The sequence below is a fragment of the Novosphingobium sp. genome (assembly GCF_027489515.1).
Taxonomy (GTDB): domain Bacteria; phylum Pseudomonadota; class Alphaproteobacteria; order Sphingomonadales; family Sphingomonadaceae; genus Novosphingobium.
Genome location: NZ_JAIXZS010000095.1, coordinates 1 through 16,207 on the forward strand (window position 1 = coordinate 1; position 16,207 = coordinate 16,207).

The 16,207-nt window shown below is 65.0% G+C and carries 16 protein-coding genes and 1 tRNA gene; 10 read left to right on the plus strand and 7 right to left on the minus strand.

Features of this window, described 5'->3' with window-relative positions:
* Window positions 1-28 precede the first annotated feature (28 nt).
* From Q0082_RS16275 to Q0082_RS16295, 5 genes are all read left to right on the plus strand, one after another.
* Window positions 29-105: transfer RNA gene (locus tag Q0082_RS16275), tRNA-Arg, on the plus strand.
* 225 nt (window positions 106-330) lie between these two features.
* On the plus strand, window positions 331-1,470 hold the full coding sequence (pdhA, locus tag Q0082_RS16280; RefSeq protein ID WP_298194630.1) for a pyruvate dehydrogenase (acetyl-transferring) E1 component subunit alpha: 1,140 nt from the start codon (window positions 331-333) through the stop codon (window positions 1,468-1,470).
* Between the two features lies 1 nt (window position 1,471).
* A complete protein-coding gene (locus tag Q0082_RS16285) occupies window positions 1,472-2,833 on the plus strand; it encodes a pyruvate dehydrogenase complex E1 component subunit beta (protein WP_298194632.1) in 1,362 nt (453 codons plus the stop codon).
* 4 nt (window positions 2,834-2,837) lie between these two features.
* A complete protein-coding gene (locus tag Q0082_RS16290) occupies window positions 2,838-3,419 on the plus strand; it encodes a hypothetical protein (RefSeq protein ID WP_298194633.1) in 582 nt (193 codons plus the stop codon).
* An 86-nt stretch (window positions 3,420-3,505) separates the two neighbouring features.
* Window positions 3,506-3,973 (plus strand): hypothetical protein, encoded by a 468-nt coding sequence (locus Q0082_RS16295; RefSeq protein WP_298194635.1) that lies wholly within the window; start codon window positions 3,506-3,508, stop codon window positions 3,971-3,973.
* A gap of 1 nt (window position 3,974) precedes the next feature.
* On the opposite strand, the gene trmFO is transcribed toward Q0082_RS16295, so the two are convergent.
* Window positions 3,975-5,345: a methylenetetrahydrofolate--tRNA-(uracil(54)-C(5))-methyltransferase (FADH(2)-oxidizing) TrmFO gene (trmFO, locus tag Q0082_RS16300; protein ID WP_298194636.1), complete on the minus strand. Its 1,371-nt coding sequence runs from the start codon at window positions 5,343-5,345 to the stop codon at window positions 3,975-3,977.
* Window positions 5,346-5,411: 66 nt separating this feature from the next.
* Between trmFO and Q0082_RS16305 the strand changes: the two genes are divergently transcribed.
* Window positions 5,412-6,068 carry a lysoplasmalogenase gene (locus Q0082_RS16305; protein ID WP_298194638.1) on the plus strand — a complete coding sequence of 219 codons (657 nt, stop codon included), beginning with the start codon at window positions 5,412-5,414 and terminating at the stop codon, window positions 6,066-6,068.
* Between the two features lie 48 nt (window positions 6,069-6,116).
* On the opposite strand, the gene Q0082_RS16310 is transcribed toward Q0082_RS16305, so the two are convergent.
* Both Q0082_RS16310 and gyrA read right to left on the minus strand, forming a co-directional pair.
* Window positions 6,117-6,449 carry a DUF952 domain-containing protein gene (locus Q0082_RS16310; RefSeq protein WP_298194640.1) on the minus strand — a complete coding sequence of 111 codons (333 nt, stop codon included), beginning with the start codon at window positions 6,447-6,449 and terminating at the stop codon, window positions 6,117-6,119.
* Window positions 6,446-9,169: a DNA gyrase subunit A gene (gene gyrA / locus Q0082_RS16315; protein WP_298194642.1), complete on the minus strand. Its 2,724-nt coding sequence runs from the start codon at window positions 9,167-9,169 to the stop codon at window positions 6,446-6,448. Before gyrA ends, Q0082_RS16310 begins: the two co-directional genes overlap by 4 nt.
* Before the next feature lie 341 nt (window positions 9,170-9,510).
* Between gyrA and Q0082_RS16320 the strand changes: the two genes are divergently transcribed.
* Window positions 9,511-10,854, plus strand: coding sequence for a hypothetical protein (locus tag Q0082_RS16320; protein ID WP_298194643.1), 1,344 nt, complete (start codon window positions 9,511-9,513; stop codon window positions 10,852-10,854).
* Window positions 10,855-10,981: 127 nt separating this feature from the next.
* Entirely contained in the window at window positions 10,982-11,833 is an 852-nt protein-coding gene (locus Q0082_RS16325; RefSeq protein ID WP_298194645.1) for an alpha/beta fold hydrolase, read from the plus strand.
* 9 nt (window positions 11,834-11,842) lie between these two features.
* Here the strand turns inward: Q0082_RS16325 and Q0082_RS16330 are convergent, their stop codons facing one another.
* Window positions 11,843-12,496, minus strand: coding sequence for a carbonic anhydrase (locus Q0082_RS16330; RefSeq protein ID WP_298194647.1), 654 nt, complete (start codon window positions 12,494-12,496; stop codon window positions 11,843-11,845).
* 66 nt (window positions 12,497-12,562) lie between these two features.
* Here Q0082_RS16330 and lipA point away from each other — a divergent pair, with 66 nt between their 5' ends.
* Window positions 12,563-13,504, plus strand: a complete 942-nt coding sequence (lipA, locus tag Q0082_RS16335) for a lipoyl synthase (protein WP_298194649.1) — start codon at window positions 12,563-12,565, stop codon at window positions 13,502-13,504.
* Between the two features lie 4 nt (window positions 13,505-13,508).
* On the plus strand, window positions 13,509-13,970 hold the full coding sequence (locus Q0082_RS16340) for a type II toxin-antitoxin system RatA family toxin (protein ID WP_298194651.1): 462 nt from the start codon (window positions 13,509-13,511) through the stop codon (window positions 13,968-13,970).
* On the opposite strand, the gene Q0082_RS16345 is transcribed toward Q0082_RS16340, so the two are convergent.
* Genes Q0082_RS16345 through Q0082_RS16355 form a run of 3 tightly spaced genes read right to left on the minus strand, consistent with a single transcriptional unit; the run spans window position 13,931 to window position 16,168 of the window.
* Complete coding sequence (locus Q0082_RS16345; RefSeq protein WP_298194653.1) at window positions 13,931-14,434, minus strand: CinA family protein; 504 nt, start codon at window positions 14,432-14,434, stop codon at window positions 13,931-13,933. The two genes, Q0082_RS16340 and Q0082_RS16345, sit on opposite strands and share 40 nt — an antisense overlap.
* 4 nt (window positions 14,435-14,438) lie before the next feature.
* A complete protein-coding gene (locus Q0082_RS16350; protein ID WP_298194655.1) occupies window positions 14,439-14,996 on the minus strand; it encodes a hypothetical protein in 558 nt (185 codons plus the stop codon).
* Between the two features lie 14 nt (window positions 14,997-15,010).
* Window positions 15,011-16,168: a bifunctional 2-C-methyl-D-erythritol 4-phosphate cytidylyltransferase/2-C-methyl-D-erythritol 2,4-cyclodiphosphate synthase gene (locus Q0082_RS16355; RefSeq protein ID WP_298194657.1), complete on the minus strand. Its 1,158-nt coding sequence runs from the start codon at window positions 16,166-16,168 to the stop codon at window positions 15,011-15,013.
* Window positions 16,169-16,207: the final 39 nt, after the last annotated feature.

Genomic DNA, 16,207 nt, shown 5'->3' on the forward strand with positions numbered 1-16,207 from the left:
GAAGGCGGCTATAGAGGCGCGCTTCCACGCACCCGTAGCTCAGCTGGATAGAGCATCAGACTACGAATCTGAGGGTCGGACGTTCGAATCGTTCCGGGTGCGCCATTTCCCCAAATCGCCGGTTTTCTTATCGTTCTGCAGCATGGATGGCTGTTTGCAGAACCGCACCGCGATCCCTGTCGAATAGGTATACGAAAACCGCGCCGCGAAGCCTTGGCCGTTGCGGATTTCAGGTACTTGGTCCTATAGCGGCGCAAGTGGCGCTCAGGCTCGTCCGGGGTGCCGCCAAGACAGATGCCCTCCCCAGGCTGCCAGACAAGGAACATCGCATTGGCCCAGTCCGCCAAGCCGCCCGCCCAGCCGCGCTCGAAGCCGCGCGCAACCAAAGCGGCGAAATCGCCAGCTGCGCCCAAGGCCGCTGCCCCCGCTGCCACTCCCGAAGATGAAGCCACCTTCGCGCTGCGCAGCCTCCAGCAGACCCACGCCAACAACAAGCGCTTCGATGCGAGCGACGAGGAACTGCTCCACTTCTACGAACAGATGGTGCTGATTCGCCGCTTCGAGGAGAAGGCTGGCCAGCTCTACGGCCTCGGCCTGATTGGCGGCTTCTGCCACCTCTACATCGGGCAGGAAGCGGTTGCAGTGGGCCTCCAGTCTGCGCTCAAGGAAGGCCACGACAGCGTCATCACCGGTTACCGCGATCACGGCCACATGCTGGCCTACGGGATTGATCCCAAGGTGATCATGGCCGAACTGACCGGGCGCGGCGCTGGTATCAGCCGCGGCAAGGGCGGCTCGATGCACATGTTCTCGACCGACCACAAGTTCTACGGCGGCCACGGCATTGTGGGCGCGCAGGTGCCGCTGGGCGCGGGCCTCGCCTTCGCGCACAAATACCGCGGCGATGGCGGCGTGTGCATGGCCTATTTCGGCGACGGCGCGGCCAACCAGGGCCAAGTCTACGAAACGTTCAACATGGCCGCCTTGTGGCAGCTCCCGATCATCTTCGTGGTCGAAAACAACGGTTATGCGATGGGGACGGCGGTCAAGCGTGGTTCGGCCGAGACGCATTTTCACCGCCGCGGCACGGGCTTCCGCATACCCGGCATGGACGTCAACGGCATGGACGTGCTCGAAGTTCGCGCGGCGGCCGAGGTCGCGCTCGACTATGTCCGCGCCGGCAATGGCCCGGTGCTGATGGAGCTCAACACTTACCGCTATCGCGGTCACTCGATGTCGGACCCGGCCAAGTACCGAAGCCGCGAAGAAGTGCAGGAAATGCGCGACCACCATGATCCGATCGAGGGCGCCAAGCAGGATCTGCTGCGCCGCGGTGTGAGCGAGGACCGCATCAAGGAGATCGACAAGCGCATTCGCCAGGTCGTTGCCGAAGCCGCCGATTTTGCCGAAAGCTCGCCCGAACCGGCACCGGCCGAACTCTACACCGACGTGCTGGTGGGGACCTACTGACATGGCGATTGATCTGAAGATGCCCGCGCTTTCCCCGACGATGGAGGAAGGCACTCTCGCCAAGTGGCTGGTCAAGCCCGGCGATTCCGTGAAGTCCGGCGACATCCTCGCCGAGATCGAGACTGACAAGGCCACGATGGAATTCGAGGCGGTCGACGAAGGCGTGATCGGCGAACTCAAGGTTGCCGAAGGCACCGAAGGGGTGAAAGTCGGCACCGTGATCGCGACGATCAGCGGCGATGACGAACCGGCCGCGCCTGCTCCCGCACCAGCGGCTGCCCCCCCTCCGGCCCCCGCGCCGGTTGTGGCAGCACCCCCACCGCCGCCTGCGCCTGTTGCTGCTCTGGCGCCGGTCGCGACGGCCGTCCCCGCCGGCACCGCCATGGTTGGCACCACGGTCCGTGAGGCCCTGCGCGATGCCATGGCCGAGGAGATGCGCGCCGACGACCGCGTCTTCGTGATGGGCGAGGAAGTCGCCGAATATCAGGGCGCCTACAAGGTCACACAGAGCCTGCTCGAGGAATTCGGCCCGCGCCGCGTGATCGACACCCCGATCACCGAGTACGGCTTTGCCGGCATCGGCACGGGCGCGGCGATGGGCGGCCTGCGCCCCATCATCGAGTTCATGACCTTCAATTTCGCCATGCAGGCGATTGACCACATCATCAATTCGGCGGCGAAGACCAATTACATGTCGGGCGGCCAGATGCGCTGCCCGATCGTGTTCCGTGGCCCCAATGGGGCAGCGTCGCGCGTCGGTGCGCAGCACAGCCAGAACTACGCGCCGTGGTATGCCTCGGTGCCTGGCCTCGTCGTCATCGCGCCTTATGATGCTGCCGATGCCAAGGGCTTGCTGAAGTCGGCCATCCGCAGCGAAGACCCGGTCGTCTTCCTCGAGAACGAACTCGTCTATGGCCGCACCTTCGATGTGCCGGCGCTCGATGATTACACCGTCCCGATCGGCAAGGCGCGCACCATGCGTGCCGGGCGCGATGTGACCATCGTCAGCTACTCCATCGGCGTCGCGCTCGCGCTCGAAGCCGCCGAGAAGCTGGCGGCGGAAGGCATCGAGGCCGAAGTGATCGACCTGCGCACCTTGCGCCCGCTCGACAAGGAGGCCGTGCTCGAAAGCCTTGCGCGCACCAATCGCATGGTCGTGGTCGAGGAAGGCTTCCCGGTCTGCTCGATTGCCTCGGAGATCATCAGCATCGCGATGGAAGAGGGCTTCGACCATCTCGATGCCCCGGTCCTGCGCGTCTGCAACGAGGACGTGCCGCTGCCCTATGCCGCCAACCTCGAAAAGCTCGCGCTGGTCGATACCGCGCGAGTGATCGCGGCGGTGAAGAAGGTTTGCTACCGCTGAACTGATGGAGCCTTCTACCGGCGATATCGAACTCAGCCCACCTGAACGCCTTGCGGTGCTTTATGCACCGCGGGCGGCTCAGGCGCTTTGGGAAGGCTTCCTGCTTCTAGACCGGCGGCTTGCCGATGCTGCGCGCGAAGGGCGCGATCCGCTCATGATCCAGCTGCGGCTCGCGTGGTGGCGGGACCGGTTCGATCAGGCTGCCAGTGAGTGGCCACAAGGCGAGCCGCTGCTTGCCCTGCTGCGCGCGTGGGATGGCGAACTGCCAGCCTTGCGAGCACTGGTCGATGGCTGGGAGGCGCGGATCGTGGGCGATGATGGCGGCGCCGAGCTTGGGCGCGCGCGTGTCGAGGCGGTCTGTGCGCTGGCGCGGCTGAGCGGAGTACGCCCCGATGAAACCGTGCGCCGCGCCGCTGCCGAATGGCTGGGGCTGGAACCCGCTGGAGCGCGCGCGCCGATCCTGCCCGGAAGACTGCGTCCGCTGGTGATCTTGCGTGGCATGGCCCTTCGCGAGGCGGCGGGACGCCCGGGCGGTCCTTTCCGCGATTTCCTCGCGATCCTGCGTCTTGGTCTGATCGGGCGCTGAAACTTTCACCAAAATGGCAGGACTTGCCCCTGCCGCACGCGCGCTTTGCCACCTATCCTAGAGATCGTACTTAGGGGAGGCCCAGCATGAACCGTATGCTCGTGGGCGCGCTCGGCGCGCTGTTGCTCGTGGCCTCGGGCCTGTTCTGGTGGCAGGGCCGTGCGGCGGTGTCGCCGCCATCGGCGCCGTCCCAACTGGCGCTTGCCTCTGCGGCGGCCGCCGATGAGGCGCTGCCCGATTCTGATGCGGGCGATGCGGTCGGCCCTGGCCTGCCGGAAGCCAATGAAGCGACGCGCGAGCAGAAGCGCTTCGACCGGCTCGACAAGAACCGCGACGGCAAGATTACATGCACCGAGATGGTCGCGCCGCGTGTAAAGGACTTTCGCAAGCTCGATGTCGACGGCAACAACCTGCTGACTTTTGACGAGTGGTCCGTTGCCACGGACAACCGCTTCAAGGGCGCAGACAAGAACGGCGATGGCACGCTGAACCGCGAGGAATTTGCCACGACGAAGCAGAAGGCATCGAAGAAGCCCGCCTGCAAATGCAAGTAGCTCAGGCGAAGGCAGGCAACCACCCCGCCAGATCGGCCTTGGCCCGCGCCGTATAGGCCTCCTTGCGCTGCTTCTTCTTTGTCGACGGATCGGGCGGCGGAAACAGCCCGAAGTTGACGTTCATCGGCTGATAGGTCTCCGCCTCGGCATCGCCGGTGATATGCGCCAGCAGCGCGCCCAGCGCCGAAGTGCGTGGCGGCGGCGTCCAATCGCGGCCTGCCACCTCTGCCGCTGTCATGAGCCCCGCCAGCAGGCCGACAGCGCCGCTTTCGACATAGCCCTCGCAGCCGGTGATCTGCCCGGCAAAGCGGATATGCGGTGCCGATTTCAGCCTTAACTCGCGGTCGAGCAAGGTCGGCGAGTTGAGGAACGTGTTGCGGTGCAGCCCGCCAAGACGCGCGAACTCGGCCTGCTCCAGCCCAGGAATCGTGCGAAATACGCGCACCTGTTCGGCATGCTTAAGCTTGGTCTGGAAGCCCACCATGTTCCACAAGGTGCCAAGCTTGTTGTCCTGCCGCAGCTGTACCACGGCATATGGCCAGCGTCCGCTCGGGTGCTCCGCCGTCGCCCAGTGCGGATTGTCGAGCCCGACCGGCTTCATCGGCCCGAAGCGCAAGGTCTCCACCCCGCGCGCGGCCATGACTTCGATGGGCATGCAGCCGTCGAAATAGGGGGTCGATGCCTCCCATTCCTTGAACTCGGTCTTCTCGCCCGCGAGCAGCTCCTCGCGGAAAGCAAAGTACTGGTCCTTCGTCATCGGGCAATTGATGTAATCGCGCCCATCTCCGCCCATCGCAAGGCTGGCCTCCGCACCCTTGTCCCAGCGCGAGGCCATCCACGCGACGTCCATGTTGATGGATTCGCGGTAAACGATCGGCGCGATGGCATCGAAGAAGGCGAGCGCGTCGGCCCCTGTCGCCGCACCGATGCTGGCGGCGAGGGCAGGGGCGGTCAGCGGGCCCGTTGCCACGATGCTGAGGCCGTCCGCGGGCAGCATGTCCACCCGCTCGCGGACGATCTTGAGTGTGGGCTGCGCGCGCAGCATGGCCTCGACTTCGGCGGAGAACACATCGCGGTCGACCGCGAGCGCGGACCCCGCCGGCACCCGCGCCTTTGCCGCTGCCGTCATCAGCAGGCTGTCGCACTGGCGCATCTCGTAATGCAGCAAGCCGACCGCGTTCTTCTCGTCATCGTCCGAGCGGAACGAGTTGGAGCAGACAAGTTCGGCGAGACCGTCGCTATTGTGCGCCGCTGTCGTATCTCCGCCGCCACGCATCTCCGAAAGCCGCACGCGAATGCCGCGCCGGGCCAGCTGCCACGCGGCCTCGCTTCCGGCCATGCCGCCGCCGATGATGTGAACCTGATGGGTCATGAGAAGCGCATTGGCATTGCGTCCCTGCCCCCGCAAGTCCTAGGGACCAGAAGGGAAGGGGAGACCATGCCGCAGCGCGCCTTGATCGAACAACGTCCATGGCTGCTCGCCAGTCTGGTGGCCGGGATCAGTTACTGGTTCGTCGCGGGCAGCGCCATCCCGGGCCTTTACCTGATCCTCTGGAAGGGCGCGGGCGTCGGCCTGCTGGCGGTCTACGCGTGGGTTCATCATCCGGTGCGTGACGCGCACCACCTTGCCATTGTCATGGCGCTCGGTGCGCTCGGGGACATGGTGCTCGAAGTCAGCTTCGTCGGCGGCGCGCTCGCGTTCCTGCTGGGCCACCTTGCCGCGATTGCGCTCTATGTCGGTCATCGCCGCGCGAAGCTCTCTGCTGCGGAGAAGGCCGTCACAGCGGCGCTGGTGCTCGCTGTGCCTGCCCTCTCGTTCGCCATCACCGGGCAGGTGCAGGTCGCGCTCTATGCCCTCGGCCTTGGCGGCATGGCAGCGGCCGCCTATGGCAGCGACTTTCCGCGCCTGCGCGTTGCGCTGGGTGCCGCCATGTTCGTGGTGTCAGATCTGCTGATCTTCGCCCGGATGGGCCTACTGGCGGAGAGCCGGATCCCGTATTTGCTGGTATGGCCGCTCTACTATTTCGGCCAGTTCCTGATCACTGTTGGCGTGATCGGTGCGCTGCGCCGAAAAGGTAAGTTCACTGCGCGATAGCTACGTCAACCTCGCAAGCGCTTTGCGGGCATGACGAGCGGACGTGCTTCAAGGGAGCAGCACCGCCCCGTACGCATCGCGCGCCAGGGGACCATGCGCCGTGCAGGCGGATAGCGGCAGCACTGCGTAGACATGCGGAAAGAGCTGCCCCCCGCGCGAGGGTTCCCACTTCACCGCATCGCCCAGCGCTGTCAGGTCGACCGCAGCCACAAAGAGCCCAGTCTGCCCGGCGAAGTGCTTGTCCACCGTCTCGGTCACCTGCTCCGCGGCCGAAAGGTGGATATAGCCATCCGCCAGATCAATCGGTGCGCCCGAAAACTCACCGTCCCGCAGCAGACTCTCCATCTGCTCCGAGGTCAGCACCTTGTAGGCAGTGCTCATGCTTCCGCTTCGCCTTCCGCGTCGGCCTCGCCTTCTTCCTCGGCGAGACGCACCGCGCTAACCACATGCTCGTCACCAGAGACATTGAAGAGGCGTACACCCGCCGAGCCGCGTCCGATCACCCGCAGCGTATCGAGCGGCAACCTGATCAGTTTCGCCTGATCGGTCACCAGCATGAGCTGATCGGCCTGAGAAGCCGGGAAGCTCGCTACCACCGGGCCATTGCGCGCGATGTTGTCGATATTGGTGATGCCCTGGCCACCGCGGCCTGTACGCCGGTACTCGTAGGCCGAGGAGAGCTTGCCGTAGCCATTGGCGCAGACGGTGAGGATGAACTGCTCGCGCGCCTGCAGTTCGGCCATGCGCTCGGGCGGAATTGCGGGCTCGCCCTCCTTCTCGCCTTTCCAGGGAGCGAAGCGGACATATTCCTCGCGCTCCTCGGCGCTTGTGCCGACGCGGTGGAGGATCGAGAGCGAGATCACCTCGTCGTCACCCTTCAGCGTCATGCCGCGCACGCCGGTCGAGGTGCGGCTCGTGAACTCGCGCACCTCATCGCCGGCAAAGCGGATCGCCTTGCCGCTGCGCGTCGCCAGCAGCACGTCATCGGTGGGATCAAGCAGCGCGACGCCGATCAGGCGGTCCTCGTCGCCCTCCTCGAAGCGCATCGCGAACTTGCCGTTAGAGGGGATGTTGGCGAAAGCATCCATGGCGTTGCGGCGCACGTTGCCCTTGGCGGTCGCGAACACGACCGAGAGGTTGCCCCATTCCGCCTCGTCCTCGGGCAGTGGGAGCACGGTTGCGATCGTCTCGCCCGTATCGAGCGCCGGAAGCAGGTTGACCATCGGCCGCCCGCGTGTCGTCGGCCCGCCTTCGGGCAAACGCCACACCTTGAGGCGATAGACCTTGCCTGCGGTCGAGAAGAACAGGACCGGCGTGTGGGTCGAGGTGACGAACATCGTCGCCACCGCATCCTCTTCCTTCGTTGCCATGCCGCTGCGGCCCTTGCCGCCACGGTTCTGTGCGCGGAAGGTGGAGAGCGGCGTGCGTTTGATGTAGCCATCGAGGGTGATGGTGACGACCATCTCCTCGCGCTCGATCAGGTCCTCGTCCTCGATCCCGTCGGCAGGCGCGGTGATTTCGCAGCGGCGCGGCGTCGCATAAGCATCGCGCACGGCGACAAGTTCCTCGCGCATCACCGCAAACAGCTTTTCGCGGTCGGCGAGGATTGCGAGGTACTCGGCAATCGCCTTCGAAAGCACTTCGAGTTCGGCACCGATCTCGTCGCGGCCCAAAGCGGTCAGGCGGTGGAGCCTGAGATCAAGGATCGCGCGGACCTGCGTCTCGCTCAGGCGGTAGGTACCACCCGCACCTTCCAGCGCCTCGTCCTCGATCGCCTCGACAAGGCGGATATAGGGCGCGATCTCACCGATCGGCCACTCGCGCGCCATCAGGGTTTCACGCGCCAAGGCGGGGTTTGCCGATGCGCGGATGATGCGCACCACTTCATCAAGGTTCGAGACCGCGACGACGAGCCCGAGTAGGATATGGGCCCGGTCGCGCGCCTTGTTCAGCTCGAACTTGGTGCGGCGCTGGATCACTTCCTCGCGGAACTGGACGAAGGCCTCGATGATATCGCGCAGCGTCAGAATTTCGGGGCGCCCGCCGCGGATCGCCAGCATGTTCGCCGGGAAGTTCGATTGCGCAGGGGTGTTGCGCCAGAGCTGGTTGAGCACGACTTCGGGCGTTGCATCGCGCTTGAGGTCGATGACCACGCGCACGCCTTCGCGGTTCGATTCGTCGCGGATGTCCGAGATGCCCTCGATCCGCTTGTCCTTCGCGGCCTCGGCGATCTTTTCGACAAGGCTGTTCTTGCCGACCTGATAGGGGATCGAGGTGAGGACGATCGACTTGCGCCCTTCGCCGCGCCCGCCCTTGGTATCCTCGATCTCGTGCCGCGCGCGCATCACGATCGAGCCGCGCCCTTCGTGGTAGGCCTTGCGCGCCCCGCTGGCGCCGAGGATCAGCGGCGCGGTCGGGAAATCAGGTGCGGGGATGATCTGAATGAGCTCGTCGATGGTGATCGCCGGGTTCGCCATATAGGCGAGGCAGCCATCGATCACTTCGCCGAGGTTATGAGGCGGAATGTTGGTCGCCATGCCGACAGCGATGCCGCCCGCGCCGTTGACGAGGAGGTTGGGGAAGCGGGCCGGCAGCACTTGCGGCTCGTTCTCCGAGCCATCGTAGTTGGGCTGAAAATCGACGGTATCCTTGTCGATATCCGCCATCAGCGCATCGGCCACCTTGGCAAGGCGCGCTTCTGTGTAACGCATCGAGGCCGGCGGATCGGGATCCATCGAGCCGAAGTTGCCCTGACCGTCGATCAGCGGCAGCCGCATCGACCAGTCCTGGGTCATCCGCGCCAGCGCGTCATAGATCGCACTGTCGCCATGCGGGTGGTACTTGCCCATGCAATCGCCGACGATGCGCGCGGACTTGCGGTAGGCCTTGGTCGAGGTGAAGCCGTTTTCGTGGCTGGTCCACAGGATGCGGCGATGGACAGGCTTCAGGCCGTCGCGCACGTCGGGCAGCGCACGGCTCACGATCACGCTCATTGCGTAATCGAGGTAGCTCGTCTTCATCTCGTCGACGATGTCGATCCGCTGGAACTCGTGGTCCGGCAGCGGAGCGGGCGGGTCGATCAGGCCAGTATCATCGCTCACGTCGGGGGCTTTTTCATTCTGTTGTCAGGGATGTCTCCGGCACTAGGCCAATGCCCCGCCAAACACCAGAAAACGGCCCGTCTGGCGCTGCCTTATCCACATGTGCGAGCACGTGCCCGCACCATTCCTGAACAATGAGACGAATTGGTATTCAATCCGGGTTCACCCGGTGGGTTCCAATGCAGCAAGGCGTTGCCAAGGCGCCGATTTGGCGCCAGAGGTTCGACGCGGACGGAGTGAGAATGATGTCCATTCTGCCGATGTTTTGGGATGCGGCCCGGGGCACGAACGATCAGGGGACCGGTCCGGTCTGCCGGCGTGGGCCAAGAGGAGACGAAGTGATGCGGGGTATTGCAATGAAATCCATGGTGGCGCGCGCTGCGCTCGCTGTTGCGCTCTCGGCCGGCCCCATGGCGGTTGTGGCTGCTGGTGGCGTGCTTCTCGGCGCCCAGCCTGCGGTCGCAAAGGAAAAGGAAGCGCCCAAGGGCGGCACCTATTCCAAGGAATTCATCGCGGTTGCTGGACCGGTCCAGAAGCTGGTGCAGGACGCGCAGGCCCTGAAGGCCAAGGGCACGCCCGATGCGCAGATCAAGGCCTCGCTCACTGGCGCTGCCGAGGCGGTCGCGAAGGCCGAAGCTGCGGCCAAGACTGGTCAGGACAAGCTTGCTGCCGGCCAGTTCGGCGTGCAGATCGGCGGCTTCCTCGACGATACGCCGATGCGCGCACGCGGCGTCAGGAACATGATCGATAGCGGCCTGCTCGAGGCCGACAAGATCCCCACCTTCAACTTCTATCTTGGCAACTTCGCCTATGCCGCGAAGGACTTCCAGGGCGCCGTTGATCCGCTGACCAAGGCTATCCAGGGCAACGTCTCGGAAGACGCGGCGGCCGAAATGCTCGCCGATTCCTACACGCAGCTGGGCAAGCCGGCTGAGGGCATCGCGGCGCTGAAGATGGCCTACGATGCGCGCAAGGCTGCCGGCGGCACTGTCCCCGATGGCTGGTACACGCGCGCCAAGATCATTGCCTACAAGGCCAAGCTCGGGCCGCAGGCGATCGAGTGGTCGACGCTTGAAGTGGCAGCGCAGCCCACCTCGCTGAACTGGCTCGGCGCCGGCCAGTTGGCGCGCGAGTTCGGCGGCTTCGGCAAGGAAGAATCGCTCGATCTCGGCCGTCTGTTCCTGCGCAGCGGCGCGCTCGACAACGACAAGCAGTACGTCACGCGCGAGTTCATCGAATATGTTCAGGCTGCCGACCCGCGTCGTCTGCCCGGCGAAACGGTGAAGGTCATCGAACTCGGTCTCTCGAAGGGCGCGCTCGATACCAGCGACGTGTTCGTCAGCGACTCGCTGTCGCAAGCCAAGGGTCGCATCGCGGCGGACAAGGCCTCACTGGTCGGTCTTGAAAAGGACGCGCGCGCTGCCGCTGATGGCAAGCTCGCGATCGCGACCGCCGATGCCTACCTTTCATATGACAATCCCGCCAAGGCCGAAGAGCTTTACCAGCTCGCACTCACCAAGGGCGGCGCGTTCGACATGGACCGCGCGGAAACGCGCCTCGGCATCGCGCAGCTCGATCAGGACAAGTTCGACGCCGCCAGGGCGAGCTTCGCCAAGGTCGGCGGCGTGCGCGCCCCGCTCGCGAAGCTGTGGACGGTGCTGGTGGACCAGAAGTCAAAGCCCTGATCGGCTGAGCCTACAAGCCAAACGAAAAGGGCGGCCTCGAAAGGGCCGCCCTTTTTTGTTTACCCGGACGCGATAAGGGTGGGAGCTCATCAAACCGCAGACCACACTCCGAGGCCATGCCTTAGCCATGATCCGAATCCTCGCCGCCTCGGTGCTAGTCGTGTTCGCCGGACTCTGGATCGTTGGCAGCCAGCTGACACAGCCGACCCCGGCTGCCATGGCCCTGCCGGATGGGAATGGCCGACCCGTTTCGATTTCCAGCAGCGCCACTGTCACGCTTGGGGGCACTTATTGGGCGCCGCCCACTTTCGGTGCGTCGGCGATCCTCCTGCTTCACGGCAACGGCGCCGACCGGACGCAGATGAATGCGCTTTCTGCCGTACTGCGTGAAGAAGGGTACGGCGTGCTGGCGATCGATTTTCGCGGTCACGGCCGGTCGACACCGCTTAGCAAGAGCTTCGGCCTGTTTGAGGCAGACGATGCCGCAGCAGCGCTTTCGTGGCTACGGCGGTGCAGTCCCGGCTCCCGCATCGGGATTATCGGTTTCTCGCTCGGCGGTGCCGCCAGTCTGCTTGGACGCAACGGCCCGCTTGAGGCCGATGCGCTGGTTCTAGAAGGGGTCTATCCCGATATCCGCCATGCGATCAGGAATCGCATCGCAACGCGTCTTGGCGCATTTGCGGCCTGGCTGATCGAGCCATTGCTGAGCTTCCAGTCGCTGCCTCGCTTCGGCGTCTGGCCCTCGCAGATCGCACCGATCCGGGCCGCAACACGCCTCCACTCACCGGTGATGGTCGTTGGGGGCGCAGCGGACACGAACACTCCTCCAGAGGAAACGCGTGCGCTCTACCGGTCAATCAATGCGCCCAAGCAGTTGCTGATCTTGCCGGGTATCGGCCACGATGAGCTGGGCCGGACGGTACCTGAAGCACTGTCCCTGCCGTTGCTCGCATTTCTGAACCGCCATCTTCGGCCTTGAAGCGCGGTCTCACTGCACCTCAAGAAATTCGCCGGTATCCTCGTCGAGCACGTGCAGGACGCCATCGGAGATCGCGAAGAACGCGCCGCGCAGGCGTAGTTCGCCGGCGGCTTCCTTGCGCCGCACGCAGGGGAAGGTGCGCAGGTTGGCGAGGCTCACCTTGACGCCTGCCTGCTCCATCGCGCGCTCCGCGGGGCGGCCGCTGGTGCCGTGGGCGTGGACGACGGCGTCGCGCGCCGGGCCGAGTAGGCCGATCCAGTCATTGATGAAGCCGCCTTCGCCGGGCTCGGTGCCTTCGAGCTCCTGCGTCAGCGCGGCGCGGCAGCCGCCGCACATGCCGTGGCCGAGCACGACGATCTTGCGGACTTTCAGCACCTGCACCGCAAATTCGAGCGCGGCGGAGACGCCATGGTAGCCCGGTGATGTCTCGAACGGCGGTACCAGCGCAGCCACATTGCGCACCACGAACATCTCGCCAGGGTCGGTATCGAAAATCTGCGCAGGATCTACCCGACTGTCCGAACAGGCGATCACCATGACCGGTGGTTCCTGCCCTTCACGCAGCTGGTGCCAGCGTTCGAGCCGCGGCGTCCAGCCATTCGTCCGGAAGCGGCGATAGCCGTCAATGAGGTGATCGAGCTCTGGGGAGAAAGGTCTGGCCATACCGGACCTGTTGCCGCCTACGAATGCATCTTTCAAGTCATGCTTCATGCGCCTATCTGAACCGCCATGAACGATCAGTCCCCGATTGCCGCGCCGGAACGCCCTGCGCGGCCCCGCAAGCCCGATTGGATCCGGGTGAAGGCGCCGACCAGCAAGGGTTATGAGGAAACGCGGGGGCTGATGCGCAGCCTTGGCCTCAATACCGTGTGCGAAGAGGCGGCCTGCCCGAACATCGGCGAATGCTGGACCAAGAAGCACGCGACCGTGATGATCCTCGGCGATGTCTGCACGCGGGCCTGTGCCTTCTGCAACGTCAAGACCGGCATGCCGCGCAAGGTTGATGCGAGCGAGCCCGGCCATGTCGCCGAAGCCGCCGCCAAGCTTGGCCTTGAGCATATCGTGGTGACCTCGGTTGATCGCGATGATCTGCCGGACGGCGGGGCGAGCCAGTTCGTGAAGGTCATTCAGGCCCTGCGCGCCGCGACACCTAACACCACGATCGAGATCCTGACTCCCGATTTCCGCGGCAAGATGCGCGCGGCGGTCGAGGCGATCATGGCAGCAGGGCCCGACGTCTATAACCACAACCTCGAAACCGTTCCGCGCCTCTATCCCACGATCCGTCCCGGTGCGCGCTATTACGCCTCGCTGCGGCTGCTCGAGGAAGTGAAGCACCACGATCCGCGCGTGTTCACCAAGTCGGGCGTCATGCTCGGGCTGGGCGAGGAACGCCTCGAAGTGCATCAGGTGATGGACGACATGCGCTCGGCCGGGATCGATTTTCTGACCATGGGCCAGTATCTCCAGCCCACGCCAAAGCATGCGCCGGTGATCGATTTCGTGACGCCGCAAGCCTTCTCCGCCTACGGCGCAATCGCCCGGGCCAAGGGCTTCCTGCAGGTCGCGGCAAGCCCGCTGACCCGTTCGAGCTACCACGCCGGCGAGGATTTCGCCGAAATGCGCGCCGCCCGGGAAGCCCAGCTGGCCAAGGCAGCCGCGAGGGGCTGATCCCATGCCGGTTATCAACCAGCAGCGGCGGCTTGCCTGGTCGGCCGAGGAGATGTTCGATCTCGTTGCCGATGTGAAGCGCTACCCGGAGTTCCTGCCCTGGGTCGTCGCCACCCGCATCAAGTCCGATAGCGAGACCGAGATGGTGGCGGACATGATGGTCGGTTTTTCCGCATTGCGCGAAAAGTTCACCTCGCGCGTGATCAAGGAGCGCCCGAACCGCATCGCCGTCGAGTACCTCGACGGGCCGCTGAAGCGCCTATCCAACACGTGGGAGTTCCGCGCCGAGGAGGACGGCGGCTGCGTGATCGACTTCAATGTCGATTTCACGTTCCGCAGCGCGATCCTTGAAGCGCTCGCCGGCCAGTATCTCGACCGCGCTTTCCGCAAGATGGTCGCCGCGTTCGAAACGCGCGCGGAAAAGGTCTACGGCAGCAGAAGCTCGAGCGCGACGAGCGCGGCCTGAAGCCGCACTTCGGCGCGGGTCTTGGCAGTTTCGAACACTTTCTGCTCGGCGACCACCGCTTCTGGGTCCTCGCCGCGCTCGGCCTTCGCGAAAACGACTGTGCCCACCGGCTTCTGCTCGCTGCCGCCATCCGGCCCCGCGATCCCGGTGATCGCCACGGCAACCGAAGCGCGCGAATGCTTGAGCGCGCCTTGCGCCATCGACCAGGCAACGGCCACTGAAACCGCGCCGAACGTATCAATGAGATCGGTCGATACACCGAGCATTTCGTTCTTGGCTTCGTTTGAATAGGTCACGAAGCCACGATCGACGACAGCCGAGGAGCCGGCAATCTCGGTGAGCGCCGCAGCGACGAGCCCACCGGTGCAGCTTTCCGCCACCGCTACCATGCGGCCGGCGGCCTTGTTCTCGGCAATCACCCTCGCGGCAAGCGTGGTGAGTTCGGGAGGGAGTAGCGTGTCCATTGAATCAGGCCGCCGGGCAGATGGGCAGATCGGACTTCTTGGACGCACCGACCGCGCCGCGCACTTTCGGCTTGTCCGCCATGACGAGGACAAAGGTCACCAGTTCCGCCGTGTTTTCCGGGGGCAGGGGCGAAAGCAGCCGCGTCGCGCGCTCGATCGCCTTGCACTGGTCAGGCTTGATCCCCTTGGCCACGACGGCAGACACCATGCCCTCGGCAAAGGGCTGCAGGGCTTCGTCCGAAAGGCTCGACACGATGTCCTTCATCTTGGCGTTGTTGCCACCAAGCTTGACGAGGGCCGCGCGGGCTTCCGGCCAGGCCAAGCTCTTGCGCGCCGCGTAGCGCTGCACCAGCGTGGAACCTTGCGTTGCGAAGTAGCCTTGCGGCGAAAGCTGCGGACGGCAAGCCTTCATGGTGGAATCCATCACCACCGGCAGTGCGTAGGTCACGAGGCTCGTCACCTCGCGTTCGGTAAGGCAGGCCGGCTCCTGCGCGGCAGCCAGTTCAGCCATGCCCAGCGAGGCAATCGCCGCGCTCCACAAAACGTTTCGTATCCGCGACATAGTCCGAAACTCCTTCAACCGCGGGCGATAACGGTCGCCACGGCCTGTGATGCGATTCCCTCGCCGCGACCGGTGAAGCCAAGCCGCTCGGTGGTCGTCGCCTTGACGCTGACGCAGGCGATGTCAATCGCCAGAATGGCTGCGAGCCGTGCCCGCATCGCCGCCTTGTGCGGACCGATCCGGGGAGCCTCGCAGATGATCGTGACGTCGACGTTGGCAATGGCATAACCCGCCGATGTGACAAGCGTTCCGGCATGCGCCAAAAACTGGTCTGAAGATGCCCCGCGCCACTTCGCATCGGATGGGGGGAAGTGATCGCCGATATCCCCGGCGGCCACCGCGCCAAGCAATGCATCGACGAGAGCATGGATCGCAACGTCGGCATCGGAGTGCCCGGCAAGGCCCTTCGAATGCTCGATTTTCACGCCGCAGAGCCAGAGCTCCTCGCCTTCCGCGAGCCGGTGAACGTCGTAGCCCATACCGGTGCGCACGGCGGGTAAAGTCATGCCGGCATCCTTCAGATCTTCCGCAAAGGTCACTTTCTTGAGGCGCTCGTCGCCGCTAACCAATGCGACGGCGAGGCCCGCCGTTTCCGCAACTGCGGCATCATCGCCTGCGTCTTCCGCACCATCCCAAGCGCGGTGTGCGGCAAGGATCGCGTCAAATCGGAAAGCCTGCGGTGTCTGCACACGGTAGAGACCATCGCGCTCGACGAACGCACCGCGCAGGCCCTCGGCGCCGCGCACCACGCTGTCCACCACCGGCAGAACCGGGATGGCGCCGGGCTGGCCTTCCAGCGCCGCAACCAGCGCCGCAATCACCGCTGCGGGCAGATCGGGCCGCGCAGCATCGTGGATCAACACGTGCGCCGGTGCGGCAGCCTCCAGAGCTTCGAGCCCGGCGCGCACCGATCCCTGCCGGCTCGCAGCACCATGCACGAGGCGAACATCCGCCAATCCGACCAGGGCTTCGGCAGCGGTCTCTTCCCAGGCGGCAGGGATCACCACCACGATCGGCGCAATCCCGGCGCTGGCCAGTGCCTCGACCGAGTGGCGCACCAGTGGCTTGCCACGCCACGGGGCAAACTGCTTGGGCACGGTTCCGCCCGCGCGCAGCCCCTGGCCGGCGGCGACAACGACAGCAGCAACGGAAGCGGACACGGGCAGGTTCATGCACCGCCCTTACAGTCCTTGCCGCAAACCGCGCAATCG

Bases quoted from the DNA above. Each gene is read 5' to 3' on its own strand.
- Q0082_RS16340 (WP_298194651.1), top strand. From the start codon at position 13,509: ATGCCGGTTATCAACCAGCAGCGGCGGCTTGCCTGGTCGGCCGAGGAG.
- Q0082_RS16285 (WP_298194632.1), top strand. From the start codon at position 1,472: ATGGCGATTGATCTGAAGATGCCCGCGCTTTCCCCGACGATGGAGGAA.
- lipA (WP_298194649.1), top strand. From the start codon at position 12,563: ATGAACGATCAGTCCCCGATTGCCGCGCCGGAACGCCCTGCGCGGCCC.
- Q0082_RS16355 (WP_298194657.1), bottom strand. From the start codon at position 16,168: ATGAACCTGCCCGTGTCCGCTTCCGTTGCTGCTGTCGTTGTCGCCGCC.
- Q0082_RS16325 (WP_298194645.1), top strand. From the start codon at position 10,982: ATGATCCGAATCCTCGCCGCCTCGGTGCTAGTCGTGTTCGCCGGACTC.
- Q0082_RS16320 (WP_298194643.1), top strand. From the start codon at position 9,511: ATGCGGGGTATTGCAATGAAATCCATGGTGGCGCGCGCTGCGCTCGCT.
- Q0082_RS16345 (WP_298194653.1), bottom strand. From the start codon at position 14,434: ATGGACACGCTACTCCCTCCCGAACTCACCACGCTTGCCGCGAGGGTG.
- Q0082_RS16330 (WP_298194647.1), bottom strand. From the start codon at position 12,496: ATGGCCAGACCTTTCTCCCCAGAGCTCGATCACCTCATTGACGGCTAT.
- Q0082_RS16350 (WP_298194655.1), bottom strand. From the start codon at position 14,996: ATGTCGCGGATACGAAACGTTTTGTGGAGCGCGGCGATTGCCTCGCTG.
- Q0082_RS16310 (WP_298194640.1), bottom strand. From the start codon at position 6,449: ATGAGCACTGCCTACAAGGTGCTGACCTCGGAGCAGATGGAGAGTCTG.
- trmFO (WP_298194636.1), bottom strand. From the start codon at position 5,345: ATGACCCATCAGGTTCACATCATCGGCGGCGGCATGGCCGGAAGCGAG.
- Q0082_RS16305 (WP_298194638.1), top strand. From the start codon at position 5,412: ATGCCGCAGCGCGCCTTGATCGAACAACGTCCATGGCTGCTCGCCAGT.
- Q0082_RS16290 (WP_298194633.1), top strand. From the start codon at position 2,838: ATGGAGCCTTCTACCGGCGATATCGAACTCAGCCCACCTGAACGCCTT.
- Q0082_RS16295 (WP_298194635.1), top strand. From the start codon at position 3,506: ATGAACCGTATGCTCGTGGGCGCGCTCGGCGCGCTGTTGCTCGTGGCC.